Source organism: Nocardia rhamnosiphila NBRC 108938 (genome assembly GCF_000720425.1).
Taxonomy (GTDB): domain Bacteria; phylum Actinomycetota; class Actinomycetes; order Mycobacteriales; family Mycobacteriaceae; genus Nocardia; species Nocardia rhamnosiphila.
On record NZ_JOAJ01000005.1, the window covers coordinates 281,691 to 301,290 of the forward strand.

Annotated in this window: 9 protein-coding genes and 1 tRNA gene; 6 read left to right on the plus strand and 4 right to left on the minus strand. The window is 69.6% G+C overall.

From position 1 onward, the window contains the following. Positions 1-47: 47 nt before the first annotated feature. Positions 48-485, minus strand: coding sequence for a hypothetical protein (locus tag IG75_RS0119070; RefSeq protein WP_245713317.1), 438 nt, complete (start codon positions 483-485; stop codon positions 48-50). Positions 486-548: 63 nt separating this feature from the next. On the opposite strand from IG75_RS0119070, the gene IG75_RS39185 reads away from it, so the two are divergent. Then, entirely contained in the window at positions 549-791 is a 243-nt protein-coding gene (locus IG75_RS39185; RefSeq protein WP_156058997.1) for a hypothetical protein, read from the plus strand. 1,169 nt (positions 792-1,960) lie between these two features. Then, positions 1,961-2,152, plus strand: coding sequence for a hypothetical protein (locus IG75_RS39190; RefSeq protein ID WP_156058995.1), 192 nt, complete (start codon positions 1,961-1,963; stop codon positions 2,150-2,152). Positions 2,153-2,167: 15 nt separating this feature from the next. Here the strand turns inward: IG75_RS39190 and IG75_RS0119085 are convergent. Next, positions 2,168-2,240, minus strand: a tRNA-Arg gene (locus IG75_RS0119085). Between the two features lie 80 nt (positions 2,241-2,320). Next, on the minus strand, positions 2,321-3,781 hold the full coding sequence (locus tag IG75_RS0119090) for a flavin-containing monooxygenase (RefSeq protein ID WP_030522718.1): 1,461 nt from the start codon (positions 3,779-3,781) through the stop codon (positions 2,321-2,323). 573 nt (positions 3,782-4,354) lie between these two features. Between IG75_RS0119090 and IG75_RS0119095 the strand changes: the two genes are divergently transcribed. Then, entirely contained in the window at positions 4,355-5,992 is a 1,638-nt protein-coding gene (locus IG75_RS0119095) for a long-chain fatty acid--CoA ligase (protein WP_030522717.1), read from the plus strand. A gap of 71 nt (positions 5,993-6,063) precedes the next feature. On the opposite strand, the gene IG75_RS0119100 is transcribed toward IG75_RS0119095, so the two are convergent. Further along, a complete protein-coding gene (locus IG75_RS0119100) occupies positions 6,064-6,456 on the minus strand; it encodes an SCO5389 family protein (RefSeq protein WP_030522716.1) in 393 nt (130 codons plus the stop codon). Positions 6,457-6,972: 516 nt separating this feature from the next. Between IG75_RS0119100 and IG75_RS0119105 the strand changes: the two genes are divergently transcribed. The 3 genes from IG75_RS0119105 to IG75_RS36400 all read left to right on the plus strand — a co-directional run bounded on the left by IG75_RS0119105 (position 6,973) and on the right by IG75_RS36400 (position 19,390). Beyond that, a complete protein-coding gene (locus IG75_RS0119105; RefSeq protein ID WP_036514512.1) occupies positions 6,973-7,803 on the plus strand; it encodes a M23 family metallopeptidase in 831 nt (276 codons plus the stop codon). Beyond that, on the plus strand, positions 7,785-8,861 hold the full coding sequence (locus IG75_RS0119110) for a LuxR C-terminal-related transcriptional regulator (RefSeq protein WP_245713318.1): 1,077 nt from the start codon (positions 7,785-7,787) through the stop codon (positions 8,859-8,861). The genes IG75_RS0119105 and IG75_RS0119110 overlap by 19 nt, the downstream gene beginning before the upstream one ends. 254 nt (positions 8,862-9,115) lie before the next feature. Next, a complete protein-coding gene (locus IG75_RS36400) occupies positions 9,116-19,390 on the plus strand; it encodes a non-ribosomal peptide synthetase (RefSeq protein WP_036514511.1) in 10,275 nt (3,424 codons plus the stop codon). Positions 19,391-19,600 lie beyond the last annotated feature (210 nt).

A 19,600-nucleotide genomic window follows, 5' to 3' on the forward strand; every position in this document is an offset into this window, starting at 1 on the left:
CATTCCGGAGCCGGATTCCCAAAGGAAGGAGTTCCCACGGTAGCCATTTAGCCGACGGCCTTCGGTGACCCTGCGCGCGCGTAGTGATGGGCGAGCGCAGCGATATCGTCCGAGCCCTCCAGTGCCGCGGCGATCCGAGCATGCATCCTCGTCGTCCGTATCCGACTGACATCGGTCACCAGCGTGTCCCGGACCAGCGTGTGCACGAACCGGACCCGCCCCGGCCCCGGCTCGTCGAGCAATCCGGGCAGTTCCAGCCGCAGCGGCGCGGCCCGGGCGAGTGATCCGAGGGTGTCGGTGAGCCGCTCGCTCTCGTCCCCGCGATACACCGCGACGATCAGGATCGGGCCCGCACACCCACGCCACCGCCGAGCAGGTCCAAGGTTGTGTCGTCCGCGCAGTGGACCGGGATCTGACCCGTCGATGAGGAAGGGGCCGCGGTCGATGATCGTCGAGTCGCCCCTGGATTCGGTGAATTTATCCATGCTGCGTGCGCTTATAGTAATGGTGTGAGATCCCGCGACGGAAGAAACCCAATGGGGCGAACAATGCCCACGACTGCCGCGCTGGTGCGCCGCACCCTGGTTGTAGCGCTGATTGCCGCGGCGGTCGGGGCGCCGAACGCGGTGACGGCGACTGCCGAGGCGTCGCCGACTGGGGATGACGGTTTTTGCATCGATGAGAATACGCGTGTGCGCGACGGGTTGCGCGTCAGTGACGCCACTTGCATTCATGACCACAGCCGCTTCCACAATCACGAGCGCTTCCATATTCCGCCGACTCGTTCTTGAACCCGGCTACCTCCCGAAGTTGGGGCTTCATGGCCACACACGTGTGCGCGGAGCAAGGTCAGGTGCCCGTGCGTCGCAGCATGCACCACGTTGTCGGGCCACTGTCCGGAATGGCCACCTCGGCAGTCATCTCGGAGCCGAGCCGCCGGTAGAACCGTAGGTTGAGCTCATCCGAGTTTTCTAGAAACGCAGGGACACCGGCCTGCTCGGCGGCTTGCATGCCGGGCAATACGATGGCTTTACCAAAATCCTCGCGGTAAGCATTGGATGGCTCGGTACGTCGACAGTGCGGGGAGGGAACACGCGAAAAGCTCTGCGCGGAAAACGGATGTCCAGACCTGGCCGGACGGCCAGACTTCGGCAGTGGCCGTGGGTCTGCACGCGCCGCCATCCGCTGGGCGGGTGACCGTCGATGTGGTTGCGCAAGCGGGTTGGCCGGACATCCCTCATGGGAACGTGGGACACGGTCCCGGTACGAGTCGATCGTGAAGCGGCATATTCTCCCGAGGTGGGGGAGCGTGCGGCTTGCTGATCGGGTGGATATGCACGACGACCTTCAGGCATGGGTCACTGCCCAGGTGGACGCGGGTGCGGCTGGTGGCACCCCTCCGGAAGAACCTCGGGGTCCTGTCCCAGATCTGTGATCACGCGGTCAAGACTCGCAAGATTGCGGTCAACCCGTGCCGCACTGTGGACCGACCGAAGCAGCGACTCGCCAAACGGCGCTATCTGTCCGGCGTCGAGGTCGAGCGGCTGGCCGAGTATGCGGGTTCCAACTGGCTCACGGTGATGGTGCTGGCCTACTGCGGCCCGCGGTTCGCTGCGCCTGCGGGTATGCAAGTTTCGGCAATCAAGATTGGGCGCAGGCGGATTCAGGTTGAGCGGACGATTACCGAGGTGGATGGGCAACTGGTGATCAAGGCCCCGAAGGATCACCAGCGACGAAGTGTCGCGTTCCCGGCATTCCTGGTCGACCCGATGAATGAGCGCGTGGCCGGCCGACGTGATGACGCGGAGGTCTCCACCTCGTCACAGGGTGCGGTCCTGCGGGTGCGGAACATGCGGCGTGATTGGTTCGATGGTGCTGCGAAGGCTGCGGGGTTGGCGGGGCTCACTCCGCACGAGCTTCGGCACACGGCCGCCTCGCTTGCTGTGTCCCAGGGGCGTCGGTGCTCGCTCTCCAACGGATGCTGGGCCACGACAAGCCGAGTACCACTCTGGACTTCTACGCGGATCTGTTCGATGACGATCTGGATGATGTGGCCAGAAGACTCGATTCGGCCCGCACTGGATTCGCTGCGGACTGGCTGCGGACCGGGGGAGCGGCGGGCCTGGAAGGCTCCGAGAAGAAGCCCGCTTGACCTGCACAGATGTTGTGCCCTCGGCAGGATTCGAACCTGCGACACCCGCTTTAGGAGAGCGGTGCTCTATCCCCTGAGCTACGAGGGCCCGGGCCGTGGCCGGTGGGCAGAGTCTACCGGGTCACCCGCTTCGGGGCCGCATCGTGGGGAGCGGCCCCGGGGTGGGGGTCAGGCCGCGCGGCTGGTCTCGTAGTCGGCGGGGTCGAAGCGGCGGGTCTTCCAGCGGTAGAGGACCGTGGCGCCCGGCCAGTTGTTGGTGATGCGGCCCGAGGCGTTGCGGTACCAGCTGGAGCAGAAGTTCCAGGGGGTGTCCTTCAGGCGTTTCTGGAGCCAATCGTCCCAGCGCTGTTCGGTTTCCGGGCGGGCGGCGAGGCCGCGGCCGGGATTGTCGCGCAGGTGTTCGACGGCCTGGCGGATGTAGCGGGCCTGTGCTTCCAGCATGTAGACGATGGAGCCCGAGCCGACGTTGGTGTTCGGGCCGTACATCATGAACAGGTTGGGGAATTTCGGTACCGAGACGCCGAGGTAGGCGCGGGCGCCTTCGGCGGCCCAGGTGTCGGCGAGTTTGCGGCCGGCCTCGCCGTAGATGTTCATGGGGGCGAGGAATTCGGTGCCCTTGAAGCCGGTGCCGTAGATGATGACGTCGACTTCGTGGTGGATCCCGTCGGCGGTGCGTACGCCGGTGGGGGTGATCTCGGTGATGGGGTTGGTCTCCACGGTGACGTTCGGCCGGCTCAGTGCGGGGAAGTAGTCGTTGGAGAAGAGGGCGCGTTTGCAGCCGGGGGCGTAGTCGGGGGTGAGTTTCTCGCGCAGGATCGGGTCGGGGACCTGGCGGGCGCGGTGGGCGTCGGCGACCTTCACGACGGGGGCCTGGATGCCCTGGAGGTCGGTGAGGGCCAAGGCCATGACCTCGAAGAACATCCACCAGCCGAAGCGTTCGGCCCAGCGGACCGGCGGAACGTACTTGAATACGGCGTGGTGGCGGGGGGCGTAGGCGGCGTCGGCCTTGGGCAGGACCCAGGCGGCGGAACGCTGGAAGAGGGTGAGGTGTTCGCTGATCGGCTGGATACGGGGGATGTACTGGATGGCGCTGGCGCCGGTCCCGATACAGGCGACGCGTTTACCGGTGAGGTCGATCGCGTGGTCCCACTCGGCGGAGTGGAAGGCGGGGCCGGCGAAGGTGTCGATACCGGGGATGTTCGGCATGGCGGGGCGGGAGAGCTGGCCGACGGCGGAGATCAGGACGTCGGCGGTGAGCTGTTCGCCGTCGGTCGTGCGGAGCTGCCACTTCGCGGTGGTCTCGTCGTATTCGGCGTCGCTGATCTCGGTGCCGAAGCGGATATGGCGTTCGAGATCGTATTTACCGACCACGCGGCGCATATAGGCGTGGATATCGGCCTGCTCGGAAAAGCGGCGGGGCCAATCGGAGCGCGGTTCGAAGGACCAGGAGTACAGCGGGGACGGGACATCGCAGGCCGCGCCGGGGTAGGTGTTCTCGCGCCAGACGCCGCCGAAGTCCTGGGCGCGTTCGAGGATGGCGAAATCTTTCACGCCGGAACGCAGGAGCTCCAGTCCCATACCGAGCCCACCGAACCCGGCCCCGATGATGATGATCGACGGCGATGTCATGGTCTCAGAGTAGGTCGGGGGACGGTGTCGTCGAAGAGAACGACGGACATCGAATCGAGATTTTCGGCCACGAAATCGCGCCCACGGAGGCGATGCGCGTGCATATGTAAGCGAGCGCTCGCCCGATCCGGCGCTATCGGCGTGAGTGGCCGAAACCGGTGGTCCACGGGCTTCCGAGCTGCGAATATTCGTCCTATCAATGGGTCATGAACTGGGTTCGTGTCTCGTTTGGATGTCATTTCGTTATCTGACTTGGCAGCGGGCCGGAATCCCCGTTATCACAGTGGAGTGCTCGGCGGCGATGGCGCAGTGCCGGTGGCCCGCAGGGGGCGTCGCGGGCATTGCGTTCCATCCCGCCGTCCGGCGCCGATCATCGGTTCGCCCCTTTGCCGCGCTGACCAGCGCCACCGGTAAGTCCATCCGGTTTCCGTCTACCTTCACCACGCCCGGCTACTGCACGGTAGTGTTCGGCGGTGTGTGATGTGAGTCATTCCCATTCCTGTGTCTCACAGGGGCGTGGTCGGGACTCACCGCGCGACCGTCCGCCGCCCAGATGAGTTAGGGGTATTTCCGATGTTGAGCACCATGATGGACGACCAGCTGTCATTGGCCACGCTGCTGCGCTACGCGTCCACCTTCGTCGGCGATTCCACGGTGTCCACCTGGACCGGGGACGGAGTGCGCACCATGACCTACCGTGAGGTCGGGGCCGACTCGGCCCGGCTGGCCAACGCGCTCACCGATCTGGGTATCGGCGAGGGCGACCGGGTGGGCACGTTCATGTGGAACAACAACGAGCATTTCCTGGCCTATATCGCGATCCCGGCCATGGGAGCGGTGCTGCACGCGCTGAACATCCGGCTCTCGGCGGAGCAGTTGATCTTCGTGGCGAACCATGCCGAGGATCAGGTGGTACTCGTCGACGCCAGTCTGGTGCCGCTGTTCGCCCAGTACCTGCCGCATCTGAAAACGGTCCGGCATGTGATCGTGGTGAACGGCGACGCCGCGTCGCTGGCCGCGCCCGCGGGCGTGACCGTCCACGATTACACCGAGCTGCTGGCGAAATACCCGGCCGAGTTCGACTTTCCGGTGCTGGACGAGCGCTCACCGTCGTCGATGTGCTACACCTCCGGCACCACCGGTGACCCGAAGGGCGTCGTCTACTCCCATCGGTCCAACTGGCTGCACGCCATGCAGGCGACCACGCCCTCCTCGATGGGGACACGCAACGACGACACCATGCTCGCGATCGTGCCGCTGTTCCACGCCAATGCCTGGGGGCTGCCCTACACGGCACTGCTGACCGGGGCGAATCTGCTGATGCCGGACCGGTTCCTGCAGCCGGCGCCGCTGCTGGAGATGATGGCCGCGGTGAAACCGACCTTCGCGGCGGCGGTGCCGACCATCTGGGGCGGGGTGCTGGCCGCGCTGGAGGCGCAGCCACAGGACATCACGCATCTGCGTTCGGTGGTGGTGGGTGGTGCGGCCGCGCCGCCGTCGATGATGAAGGCATTCGAGCAGAAGCACGGCGTGCGGGTGATCCACGCCTGGGGGATGACCGAGACCTCGCCGCTGGGCAGTGTGGCGCAGCCGCCGCAAGGGGTGACCGAGGAGGAGGCCTGGGGCTATCGGGTCACCCAGGGGCGCTTCCCGGCCGGGGTGCAGGCCCGGCTGGTCGGCGACGACGGGAATGTCGTGCCCAACGACGGAAATTCTTTGGGCGAAGTCGAGGTCCGTGGGCCGTGGATCACCGGCTCCTACTATTCGCCCGACGGGGTGGCGGTGGACCCCGGCAAGTTCGACGACGGGTGGCTGCGCACCGGCGATGTGGGCAAGATCAGCCCGGACGGCTACCTGACGCTGGTCGACCGGTCGAAGGATGTGATCAAGTCCGGCGGTGAGTGGATCTCCTCGGTGGACCTGGAGAACGCGGTGATGGGGCATCCCGCGGTGGCCGAGGCGGCGGTGATCGGTATCCCCGACGAGAAGTGGGACGAGCGCCCGCTGGTGGCGATCGTGCCGGCCGAGGGTGCGTCGGTGGAACCGGCGGAACTGCGCGAATTCCTCGCGGATCGTTTCGCGAAATGGCAGCTGCCGGAGTACTGGACCTTCATCACGGAGGTGCCCAAGACCAGCGTCGGCAAGTTCGACAAGAAACGGCTGCGGGCTCAGCACGCGGACGGGGAGCTGATCGTCACGACCGTGCACTGAGGCTTCGTGGCCGGGGTTGCCGGCCGGATGCGCGGTCCCCGGCGCGAATTCGCGCCGGGGACCTTGCCGGGTCAGCAGTTACGCAGTTCCGGGCTCTGGTTGAGCAACTGGTTGCGGGGGCTGATGAAGCGGCTGTAGGTCTCACCGCCGACCGACGACAGCGGGAACGCCGCCACCCGGTGGCAGTTCTGGAACGCCAGTTTGACGCCGAAGTGCCGTTCCAGGCCGCCTCGGATGGCATCCGAGGCCAGGGCGCGCAGCAGCTGACCGCGGGCCGTCTCATCCGGCGGTTCCACCTCGTTGTCGGCGAATTCCGCCGTGCCGGAACCGAGTTCGCCGGCGACGCGGCTGACGACCTCCCATGCGTAGGGCAGCGAGTTGCGGACACATTCGACGAATTCGGCGTCGGTGACATCACCGCGCTCGGCACGTTCCAGTAGAGCGGTGGGGACATCTAGGGACACGGCGACCTCCTGGGTCAACTGGTCTTGCAACTGAGGGTGCGGAAACCCGCGTGCAGATCTGCCGGGTCGAGTCTAATCGAAATTGGTTGTCAATAGCAGTGGAATGGTCGTGAAAGTCGTTCGCGGGGCGCGGCTTTGGCGGTAGCGGGTTCATTGCTGTGATGGCGGCCCGCTGCGTGGGGCGTGCGGGATGGTCGCTGTCGGGGGGCGGCGTGTGGGGTTTGCCGAGGGGTGACCGCGCCGCGAGGGGTCGGCATGAGAAGCTCGCAAATATTACGAAAAAGACAGTGTTCACAACTGGGCGTGCAGACGGTATTACTTATCTGAACTGGCCTTTTTCTGAAAAGGTTGCGATTCGGTCACGGGGCGGTAGAGTTACCGTCACAACGGATGCCGAAACGTTACGTTTACCCGGCTCGAGTAGCTGGATCCGTGCACGGCGTTCCACCCTGATGACCGGATAGCGAGGACGGACCTTTGGCGCACCATCGACTAGGCCCCAGCTCCATCACCGTTATGAGCCTTGTCGGTGACGATGTGCAGGTCCGCCCCCGCCGCCACCGCGCCGCCGCCACCGCGGCCGAAAAGGTCCGCGCCGCAGCCGGAGCCGCTGTCGCGGCCGGCGCGCTGATCGGTACCGCTTCCCAGATCGCCCCCGCCATCGCCTACGCCACACCGCTGCTGCCCGGCGGTGGCGACGACGAGGCCGTGAAGGCCGAACCGGTCACACCCGCCGCGGACGCGTCGCCCGCCTCCGCCGAGCGGATGGCGCAGGCCGCACCGGTCGCCGATGAGCAGCCCGCGCCGGTCCAGGCCGCCCCGATCGCCGCACCCGCGCCGGTGGCCGCACCGTTCGGCCTGCAGAATCTGCCGCCCGAGGTCGCCGCTCCGCTGACCCAGGCCGAGCAGACCCTGAAGCAGTTGCATCAGCAGCTCGCCCCCGCCGCCGCGGTCCGGCCGGTCGCCGGCGTCGTCAGCTCCACCTATGGCAGCCGGTGGGGCGCCATGCACTACGGTATCGACTTCGCCGATACACTCGGCGCGCCGATCAAATCGGTTGCCTCCGGCACGGTGGTCGAGGCCGGTCCGGCCTCCGGATTCGGAATGTGGGTCCGGGTCCTGCACGACGACGGCACCACCGGCGTCTACGGGCACGTCAACGATATCTACGTCAGCGAAGGACAGCGGGTGAACGCGGGTGATGTGATCGCCACCGTGGGCAACCGCGGGCAATCCACCGGCCCCCACCTGCATCTGGAGATCTGGGACCAAGGTGGTAACAAAATCGATCCGATGACCTGGATGGTGTCCAAGGGGGTGCCGCTGGAGTGGGGACCCTCGCACTGAGATCGACAGAATCGCTCGACCGCCCGATCCTCGCCACCCCCGCGGGGTTGCAGGCAGAACTGCGGACGTCCGGCGTGACCGAACTGGCCGATATCTTCGAACCCGACTCGATCCACGGTCGGGTGTACGCGGCGCTGGTGCAGCGGCCGCGTTCGGGGCTCGCCGATATCGCCCGGCACACCGCACTGTCGGAGACCGTGGTCGAGAAAGCGCTCGACGATCTGTGCGGGCTGCGTGCCGTGATCCGGCTCACCGAGCCCGACGGCACCCCGCGCTGGGACGCCCAAGCGCCGGAATCGCTGTCCGAAGCCGAAGCTCGGCGGCGGCGCCAGGAGATCAGCACCATGCACGCGGCCGCGGCCCGGCTCAGCGAGACCTTCCGTTCCGTCCGGCGCTCGCAAGGCTGGAACGGCGTGATCTCGCCGGTCTTCGAACGGGCCGAACTGCTGGCCGATTTCGAGTCGCTGCACGCCAACGCCGACAGCTCGGTGAAAATGGTCGAGCGCAGCCCGCATATCAGCGACCCCGAACGCGACAGCCGGATCGCCGAACTCAAACAGACCCGGATGGCCGAGGGCGTCCGATACCGGATCCTCTACCAGGACACGATCTACCAGGACGCGGACCGGCTACGGCACACCCTGGCCACCAATGCGCGTGGCGCGCAGGCCCGTACCCTGCCCGATCCGCCGTTCAAGCTGATCATCGCCGACGACGAACGCGCCAGCCTGGTGCTGCACACCGACGAACGCCGCCCCGACCCGATGGCGCTGCGGATCAACGGGTCACCACTGCTGGATATGTTGATCCGCAGTTTCGATGTGCTGTGGACGCTGTCCGCGCCGATCTCGGTGCAACCGGAAGCCGACGAACTCGACGAACGCGACCGCGCCATCCTCACCATGATGGGGATGGGGGCGACCGACGATACGATCGCCCGCCGGCTCGGTATGTCGCGGCGCACCGTGGTCCGGCGCACCGCCCGGCTGCTGGAGCGGCTCGGCGCCAGCACCCGGTTCCAGGCCGGCGTACAGGCGATCCGGCGCGGCTGGTTGTGAACCCGTGCAGTGGCCGGGGATGGGCGGCGACGTCCGGGCCTGTGCTTCCGGTGTAGCGGCGGAACCCGAACGGCGGAAACCTCGCGGCGGGGCGTGACGGCCCGCCGGTGGTGGCTCGTTCCCCGGGCGGCGACCCGGGGCGCTCCCGAATATGATGGCCACACCGCGCCGGCCCCGGTCCATATGCCCTTCCACCCCCGCAGGGTATGTAGGGGGCCGGGACCTGGCTCGATGCGAGAGGTGAACGCACCCGAATGCACACTGCCCGCCGTCCTTTTCTCGGTAGTCGACGGCGTCGTTCGGGAAGCCCGCTGTTCGCCCAGCTGCTGACCGCCGCCGTCGAATCCGCCGCCACCGAGGTGGCGATCCGCTTCAACCCGACGGGCGACCCGGCCCACCAACGCGAGATCACCTACCAGGAGCTGGACGAAGGATCCTCACGACTGGCCCGGGAACTGATCGAACGCGGAATCGGACCGGGCGACACGGTGGCGATCGGGCTTGCGCGTAGCCCCGAATCGGTGCTCGCGATATGGGCGATCGCGAAAACCGGCGCCGCCCATGTGCCGATCGACCCGGGGCTACCCGGCGACCGGATCGACCGGCTGGCCGCCGGTTCGGGAGCTGTTCTCGGCCTGACGACTTCACGCTATCGATCCGCGCTCGGCCGGTCCCTGTACTGGATGGAACTGGACGATCCGGTGCAGGCCGAACGGATCACGCGACGGGCGCGGCATCCGATCTCCTACGCCGACCGGGTCCGGATGCTCGACGCGCGCCATCCCGCCTATATCGCCTACACCTCCGCTCCTGGCGGGGAACACACCGGTGTGGTGGTCCCGCACAGCGGACTGGCCCCGGTGGTCGCGGCGGCCACCGACCATTACGGCATCACCAGCGATTCCCGGGTGGCTCACATGTGCTCCCCGGACGTCGACGTCTCGGTGCTGGAACTATTGCTGACCTTCAGCTCCGGCGCCACGCTGGTGCTCGTCCCCGCGGGAACGTCCGACGGCCGGCACCTCACCGATCTGCTGGCGCGGGAACAGGTGACCCATGTGCTCACCACCCCGGCGGCACTGGCCTCCGTGGACCCGGCGGGGCTCACCGGCCTGCACGTGGTCGCCGCCATCGGTGGCGCATGCGACTTCGAGCCGATCGGCCGCTGGGCGCACGAGCGGAACTTCTTCACCGGCTACGGCCGCACCGAAGCCGGTGTCATCGCGACCGGACCCGGTACGACGGCGCCGGGGGCACCGATCACGGTCGGCCCGGCCCTGAACGGGGCCGGTGTTTTCGTTCTCGACGCCCGGTTGCGGCCGGTACCCACCGGTGTGGTGGGTGAGCTCTACCTCTCCGGGCCGGCGCTGGCGCACGGGTACCTCGGGCGGCGCGGACTCACCGCGCAGCATTTCGTCGCGGCGCCCTTCGGCGCCGAACTCGGCCGGCCCGGTGCCCGGATGTACCGCACCGGCGACCTGGTGCGGCGGATCGTCACGCCGCGCGGCGAAGAGCTCGAATATCTGGGCCGCAGCGGTACCCGGGCGGAGGGGCGCGGGGCCGGGCGGGGCGAGGTTCCGCACACTCCGAGCGGTGAGTTCGACCCGGGTGCGCTGCCGCAACGTCCGCGCGGATTCGCGAGGGGAACGGTCTCGCCGAAACCGGCGGAGCCCGAAGTGCTGCCCGTGAGTATCCGCGAGCCGGCGCCGACGCCCATTAACGAGTCCGGTCATGGTGATCCGCGTGAAGGCAGGCGCGCGGCCGTGGGCTCTCCGGCTTCGGGTCGCGAGGACGAGCGCAGAGTGCTGCCGGAACGCGGGCGCGGGATCGGGCACGAAGAGCCTTCAGCGGGCGAGTCCGACGGGGCTGTACTGCCGGGATCTTCGCGCGAGGGCGGTGCGGTGCCGGCGGGTTCGGCCGACGACTTCGAACATGTCGCGCTGCCGATGCGTTCGCGTGGGCTTGGAGGAGAGGCGCTGCCGGGATCTTCGCGTGTGCGCGAGGGTGACGAGGTACCGGGGAGTTCGGCCGAGGAAACCAAACGGGTTGCGCTGCCGCAACGTTCGCGTGGGTCGGGGGGTGAGGTGCCGCCGGCTTCGGGTCGTGAGTTCGATCGGGCTGTACTGCCGGGGTCCTCGCGTGGGCGCGAGGGCGGTGAGGTGTCGGTGGGTTCGGGCCGTGAGTTCGATCGGGCCGCGCTGCCGGGATCTTCGCGTGGACGCGAGGGGAACGAGGCGCCGGTGGGTTCGGCCGACGGGATCGAACGAGCTGGGCTGCCGCAACGTTCGCGTGGGCCGGGGGGAGAGGCGCCGCCGGTTCCGGGTGGTGAGGTCGGTCGAGGTGCGCTGCCGGGATCTTCGCGGGGGCGCGAGGGTGGTGCGGTGCCGGTGGGTTCGGCCGACGGGATCGAACATGGTGCGCTACCGCAACGTTCGCGTGGACCCGGGGCGGGGAGGCAGTCGGTTCCGGGGCGTGAGGTCGGTCGAGGCGTGCTGCCGGGATCTGCGCCTGAGCTCGGGGGCGGTGCGGTGCCGGCGGGGTCGGCCGATGATTTCGACCGTGCCGCGCTGCCGCAACGCTCGCGTGGGCTCGGAGGAGAGGTGCTGCCGGGATCCGCGGCTGCGCGCGGGGGCGGTGCGGTGCCGCTGGAGCGGTCCGGCGAGTTCACGCCCGGAGCACTACCTCGAAACGGGAGGCCGGGCCGCGGAGAGGTTCCGCAGCAGCGGGACACCGGGCTTGGTCGGAGTGCGCTGCCGCAACGTTCGCGTGGGTTCGCGGAGGAAGCCGTCCCGCCTGCCGTGACGGACGCGGCGGTGCGCGATGCGCGGCCGGAATCCGGGCGCGTGGGTGGGCCGGGGGAGGGTCTGTCGCCTTCGGCCCGACCGTTCGAGCGCGGAGGGCCGGCGGAGAACTGGCGCAGCGCCCGAGGGGACGCGGTTTCGCCGGGTCCGGCGGGACCGCCCGACCACCTGACCCGGCGTGGGTATGCGCGCGGGTTCGGGCAGCAGGAGACTCCGCCGATCCCGGCCGACGGTATCGGTGCGGTGCCGCCGACCCCGATCCTGGCCGAGTACCTGGCGGGGGGTGTGCATTCCGGTTTCGCGCAGACCGCGGTGCTGGCGTTGCCGGAGGGGATCGATCGGGCCTGGACGGCGGCGGTCCTCGGTGCCGTGGTGGAGCGGCACGATATGTTGCGGGCGCGGCTGGCGGCCGAGGACGGGCAGTACCGGTGGGAGGTTCCCGACAGTGGGCCGGTCGGGGAGAGCTGGCTGCTCGCCGAGGTCGAGGTGCCCGCGGGGTCCCGTCCGGCCGAGGTCGCCGGTTCGGCGATGGAAACGACTGTGGCGCGCCTGGATCCGCTCGGGGGCCGGATGGTCGCCGCGACCCGGCTGTGTCGTGCGGGTGCTCGCGACGCGCTGCTGCTCGCCGTGCACCACTATGTGGTCGACAGTGTGTCCTGGCAGATCCTCCTGGCGGATCTGGCTCGGGCCTGGGCGCAGGTGGCCGGTCGGCGGCGTCCCGAACTGCCCCCGGTCGCCACGTCGTTCCGGCGCTGGGCGCAGGCGGCGGCCGAACCCGTCGCGCCACCGGACCGCGACACCGCTCTCGCCGAGTGGCGGAAGGTGCTGGCCACCCCGGACCCGCTGCTCGGGGTACGGGCGATCGACCCCACCACCGATACCCACGCGTCGGTGTACCGGTTCGCGGTGGAGGTGCCGGCAGATATCGCCGAGGTGGTGGTGACCGAGGTACCGGTGCTGTACCGGACGAATCGCGAAGGTCCGCTGCTGGCCGCGCTCGCCTTGGCGGTGCGGAACTGGCGGTCCCGGCGCGGGGTGGACTGCGCGACCACCCGGGTCCGGCTGTTCGGCGACGGCCGCGCGGAATCGGTACTGCCCGGGGCGGATCTCACCCGTACTGTCGGCTGGTTCGATACGGCATATCCGGTGGTCCTGGACCTCGGCGATATCGATCCCCGGGCCGCACTGGCCGCGGGTCCGGTGACCGCCGCGCTACTGCGTTCGGTGAAGGAACAGCTGGTGGGCCTCCCGCGGCCGCTCGGTTTCGGGTTGCTGCGCCGGTCGGACCCCGGTGAATTCGACGGGTCCGTGGCACAGATCGGTTTCGCCTGTACGGGCCGGTTCGCGGTGCCGGGTGACGACGAGACGGCCTGGCGGCCGCTCGGTGAACTCGGCGGGTTCGAGACCGCGTTCGACCGGGATATGCCGGCGGAGACGGTGATCGATATCGAAGCCGTCGTCGGCGGCGACGGACGGATCACGGCCTCGTTCGCCTATGTCGCCGATATCGTCGACGAGCCGGCGGTCCGGGAGCTGGCCGACGAATGGCTGGCCGCGGTCAATGCCATCGCCCGGCATATCGCCGACCCGGCGGCCGGCGGCCTGACTCCCTCGGATCTGCCACTGGTCCGCGTCGGGCAGCGAGAGCTCGATACCTGGCGCGCGGAGCACCCGGGCCTGGTCGATGTGCTGCCGCTCGCCCCGCTGGGCGCGGGGCTGTTCTTCCATTCCCAGTTCACGGTGGGCGGTCCCGACGACTATGTGATGTTGTTCGCCGTCGAACTCGGGGGCGTCATAGATCTGGACCGCTTGCACCGGGCCGCGCAGGGGCTCGTCGACCGGCATCCGGTACTGCGCACCGCGTTCGTGACGGCCGCCGACGGGTCGCCGGTGCAGTTGGTGACCGAGGCCGTCGCGGTGCCGTGGCTGGTGTCCGGCGATGTCGGCGACTACGAGATCCCGGAACTGCTGGAGAGCGAACGGCTCACCCGGTTCGCACTCGATACCGCGCCGCTGCTGCGGTTCACGGTGTATCGCACGGTATCCGGCCGCACCCATCTCGTGCTGGCCGCGCACCAGCTGCTTTTCGACGGCCGGTCGGCGCAGATCCTGCTCGCGGATCTGCTGACCCTCTACGCCCGCCACGGTGACCCGGCGGCGCTGCCGCGGCCCCCGGCCTATAGCGACTATCTGGGGTGGCTGGCGCGGCAGGACACCGCGGCCGCCCGGGCTCGCTGGGCGGAGGTACTGCGGGGCGCCCGGCCGACCGAACTCGCTCCGGTGCTCGCCCCGCCCACTCGACCGGAGACCGGGATCGGGAAGGTCGATCTCGCGCTCGGCGATGTCGAGACAGCCGCTATGGCGGCGTACGCGGCCGAGGCCGGGGTGACGGTCGAGACCGTGGTGCAGGCGCTGTGGGCGCTGTTGCTGGCGGGTCTGACCGGCCGCCGGGACATCGTGTTCGGTGCCGTGGTCGCCGGGCGTCCGGCCGGGCTGAGCGGCGTCGGTGAGATGGCCGGTCTGTTCGCCAACACCATCCCGATGCGGGTGCGTTTCGAACCCGGGTGGACCGTTCGGGATCTGCTGGTCCGCATCCACTCCGAACAGCATGGCCTGCGCGACTATCACCATCTGAGCGCCGCCGATACAGCGCCGGGTGCGGCGGGCCTTTTCGATACCCTGCTGGCCTACGACCCACACCCGGTCGGCGCGACACGCCCGGCCACTGCCGGTGGCCTCGACGGGCTCGAAGTGCTGGAGCCGACCTCCCGTGCCCTCACCCACTACCCGGTGACGCTGATGGCGGAGCCGGCGGACCGGCTGCTGCTGCGCCTGTGGTACCGCCGGGAACTCATCGACGAATCCGCGGCCGGCGCCCTCTCCGTATTACTGCACGCGCTCGTGGGCCAGCTGCTGGCGGTGCCTGTGGAACTCGGCTCGACTCCGGCCGCGGATTGGTGGCGGCCCCCCGGCGCGCTCGTCGGCCGCGCCGAGCTGCCCGCCGATCGACCGCGCCCGGCCGCCCCGTCCGGACGCTGCGGTCAGGTGACGCGGGAGCTGAATATCGACCTGCTCGATTCGCTGAACGATATCGCGACGTATCAGGAGACGACCGCGTTCACCGTGATACAGGCGGCGCTGGCCATTCTGCTGGCCCGGCTGTCGGGGCACCGGGATATCGCGGTCGGGGCGTTCAGCACCCAGCACGCCGCGGCCGGATTGTCGGTACTGCATACCGATCTGGATCCGGCGTTGCGCTTCGACGAACTGCTCGGCACCGCCCGCGTCGCCGGTGGCGCGCTCTTCGAGACCGGGGGCCGCGGCACCGAACGGCTGGGACAACTGATCGACACAGTGCGCACCGCCGCCGGGCAGCCGCCCTTCCGGGTGCTGCTGGCCACCACGGACGCGCCCGCCCGCCTGCCGGACATGCTCGACCTGCGGGTGGACCTGCTGGATACCGGCGCCGAGGCACGGCTGACCTTCACCTACACCAGCGACCTGTTCGACGCGCCCACGCTCGGCGACCACGCGGACCGGCTGCTGCGGATCCTGTACGCCGTGGCCGCCGATCCGCACCGGATCGTGGGCGATATCGATCTGCTCGCCCCCGGCGAACGCGATCTGGTGCTGCGGGAATGGAACAGCGGCGGGGTCCGGGTGCCGGCGGTGACGCTGGTCGACCTCATCGAGGCCCAGGCCCGCCTGCGGCCGCGGTCTCCGGCCGTGCGATCCGGCGGGACCGCGCTGAGTTTCGAGGAACTGCTGAGCCGGTCGTATCAGGTGGCACGCGCCCTGATCGCCGCCGGGGCGGCCCCGGAAACCCTGGTGGCCGTGGCGGTGCCGCGGACCGAGGAGTTGCCGGTCGCGCTGCTCGGTGTGCTGCTGTCCGGTGCCGGTTATCTGCCGATCGACACCACCTTCCCGCGGCAGCGACTGGACTTCGTGCTCGCCGAGGCCCGCCCGGTCGCCGTCCTCACGACCGCCGCCGAACGAGATGCGGTCCCGGCCGTGGACGCGCCGGTGATCCTGCTCGCCGACACCGTCCACCGTTCCACCGAGCCGGTCACCGACGCCGAGCGCCGTGCCCCGCTCCGCCCGGACAACCTGGCCTATGTCGTCCACACCTCCGGTTCCACCGGTGCGCCCAGGGCGGTGGCCGTGGCGCACCGCAACGTGGTGGAACTCTTCGCCAACACCCAGCTGCTGTTCGAATTCGACGACGCCGATGTGTGGACCCTGTTCCATTCGGTCGCCTTCGATTTCTCGGTATGGGAACTGTGGTGCGCACTGGCCAGTGGCGGATCGGTGGTGGTGGTCGACCGGTCGGCCGCCCGGTCGCCCGAACAGTTCCGGGAACTGCTCATCCGCGAACGGGTGACCGTGCTCAACCAGACACCGTCGGCGTTCTACCGACTCGCGGAGGCCGACCGGTCGGCCCACGGCGACGGCGCCGGCGCACTCGCCCTGCGCTATGTGGTGTTCGGCGGCGAGGCGCTGGATCTGCGCCGGCTGCGGAGCTGGTACGAACGGCACGGCGGTCCCGAGACGGATGGGCCGTGGCTGGTGAATATGTACGGCCTCACCGAGACCACCGTGCACGCCTCCTTCCTGGCTCTCGACGAAAAGCTGGTGGACAACCCGGCCGGTGTGATCGGCCGGGCGCTGCCCGGTCTGGACGCGTTCGTGCTGGACGAGCGCCTGCACCCGGCGCCGGTCGGTGTACCGGGCGAGATCTATGTGTCGGGGCGGCAGCTGACCCGCGGCTATCCGGACAGTCCAGGTGTCACCGCCACCCGATTCGTCGCCGACCCGTTCGGTGCGCCGGGGTCACGGATGTATCGCAGTGGTGATATCGGCCGCTGGGCCGCTTTCGGTGGCCGCGCCGATCTGGAATATGCCGGCCGTGGCGATGCGCAGGTGCAGTTGCGGGGGTTCCGGATCGAACTCGGCGAGATCGAATCGGCCCTGCTGCGCTGCCCGGGGGTGGGCCGGGCGGTCGCGCTGGTGCGTACCGACGAGGTGGCCGGGGACCGGCTGCTCGGTTATGCGGTGCCCGCCGCGGAGCAGGAGGTCGTGCTCGATCCGGCGCTGTTGCGCGAGCAGGTGGCCGAATTCCTGCCGGAATACATGGTTCCCGAGGCCCTGGTCGTCGTCGAGGAGCTGCCGCTGACCCCGCACGGGAAACTCGACCGGGACGCGCTACCGGTTCCGGCGGTGGCCGGCCGGGCGCCCTACACCGCCCCGGCGGGCCGGGTGGAAACGGTGGTGGCGGGTGTGTTCGCCGATCTGCTCGACGTCGAACGCGTCGGCGCCGCGGACGATTTCTTCGCGCTCGGGGGTAATTCGCTGACCGCCATCCGAGCGGTGGCCCGGATCAACGAGGCGCTGTCGGCCGAGCTCGTGGTACGCGTGCTGTTCGAGGCGCCGACGGTGGCCGCGCTGGCCGCGCGGGTGGTTCCCGGAGTCGTCCCCCAGGTGGAGCGACCGGCGCTGGCGCGGGTCGATCGGCCCGAACGAATCCCGTTGTCTCCGCGGCAATACCGGCTGTGGCCGGGCGATCGGCTCGTCCCGGATTCGGCGGTCCACAATATTCCGCTCGCCATCGGACTCGACGGCGCGCTCGATACGTCCGCGCTGCGCTACGCCCTGTCCGATGTCCTGGAACGGCATGAGGTACTGAGAACCCGCTACCCCGGTGGTCCGGACGGACTGCCGTACCAGGAGATCCTGCCGGTGGCGCAGGCGCTGCGCGGCGGCCTGGAGTCGGAGACCACCGAGGACGCGCTCGGCCGGATCGGCGAATTACTCGCGAGCGGTTTCGATGTGACCACGCAGGTCCCGTTGCGGGGGCTGCTGCTCACCACCGGCCCCGACCGGCATGTGCTGGCGTTGGTCGTGCACCGTATCGCCGCCGACCCGGCCTCGCTCGCACCGCTGGCGCGTGACCTGATGACCGCGTACCTGGCCCGCGTCGGCGGGGAATCGCCGCGCTGGTCGCCGCTGCCGGTGCAGTACGCCGACTACGCGATCTGGCAGGGCGCGGTGCTCGGAGCGGATGCCGACGAGAACTCGGTCGCGGCAGCGCAATCGGCCCACTGGCGGGACCGGCTGCGCGGCGCGACCGGGGAACCGGAACTGCCGCTGGACCGGCCGCGTCCGGCGATGCCCTCGATGCGGGGCGGCACCACGGGTTTCGCGGTGCCCGCCGAAGTCCACGAGGGCCTGGACCGGCTCGCCCGTGACCGCGGCGCCACGCTGTTCATGGTGTTGCACGCCGCGGTGAGCGTGCTGCTGCACCAGCTGACCGGCGCGGAAGACATTGTGGTCGGTACCCCGGTCGCCGGCCGGGGCGAGCGGGCACTCGACGAACTCGTCGGTATGTTCGCCAATACCCTCGCGTTGCGCACGCGCGTCGCCGCCGACCGGCCCTTCGCCGAACTGCTCGACGAGACACGGGAAACCGGCCTGGCGGCGTTCGACAATGCCGATATCCCGTTCGAACAGGTCGTGCAGGTCGCGGCTCCAGAGCGGGCCACCGCACGCAATCCACTGTTCTCCGTGCTGCTGACAGTGGGGAACGACGAGCAGGTCGCGCTGAAACTGCCGGCCCTGTCCGTGTGGTCGCTGGATTGCCGAGAGCTCACCGCCACCTTCGATCTGCGGATAGATATCGATCCCGGCCACGACGCCGACGGTGGGCCCGGTGAGCTGCACGCCGTACTCACCTATCCCACGGACCTCTTCGACGAGGAGACGGTGCGGTCGTTCGGCCGCCGGCTGCGGCGGACGCTCACCGCGGTCGCCGCCGATCCACTGATGCCGGTGGGCGATATCGACTACGCGGAGGCGCCCGAGCGCCCCCGCGCACTCCCGCCCGCCGAGCAGCCGGCACCGGCCGCGACCGCGGGAACCGCGCTCGCCCAGACCCTGGGCGCCTCGGTGGAGGACGATCCGGAAGGTCCCGCGGTGGTGTGTGGCGAGGCGGCGGTGAGCTACCGCGAGCTCGACGCGCGGTCCTCGCGACTGGCGCGGGTGCTGATCGCGCGCGGATACGGTCCGGGCACCGGCGTGGTGAGTGCGCTGGAACGCGGGGTGGACGCGGTGGTGGCGACCTGGGCGGTACTGAAGGCGGGCGCCACGCTCGTGCCCGCCGATGCCCTGGAGGTCGCGGCGGCCGCGGAACTTGCGGTCGCGGCCGGACTGGCCGTGGGCCGGGCACCGGCCGCGCCCCACCTCGAATGGCTGCTGCTCGACGATCCGGCGCTCGCCGCGGAGATCGCCGCCGAATCGCCGCGGCCGGTCACCTACGCGCACCGGACGCAGCCACTGCGCGGCAGCGATCTGGTCGTGGTGGACGGTACCGGCCGGCAGGTGAGTTACGACCAGCTGGCCGCGGCGGTGACCCGGGTGCACACCGTCACCGGCCTCACCTACGAGGCCAGGACCTACCGCGCCGGCCGCGGCGACAGTCCGGCGGCGGTACTGGAAACCGTGGCCGCCGGTGCCGCGGGCGCCTCGGTGGTGCTGCTCCCGGCAGAGCCGCCGGACGCGACCCCGGCGGGTGAGTGGATCACGCATCTGTGGTCCGACAGCGCCGGTCTGGCGGTACTCGACCCCGGCGTACTGGAGGATCTGACCACGCTGGTCCTCGACGAGCAGGATGAGCCGGGCGCGGCCTGGTCCGGCGTCGGCGCGGTGCTGGACCTGCCCACGCTACTGGGCTGACAGCGGGGCAGGGGCGACTTACCGCAGGCCGCGGACTGTTTCGGCGCGGCCGGGCCCGGCCGCGCTGCCATGGCCGGGCCGGCGACCGGGTTCCGCGGGGTGTAGCTGTGCGCGGCCCCGACCGGTAACCTGCCGGGTGCCATACCGGGTACCGGCGCATTGTGGCAGGCTGCTGTCCAAGCTGCGGCACGGTAGGGCGCGGCGGTGAAG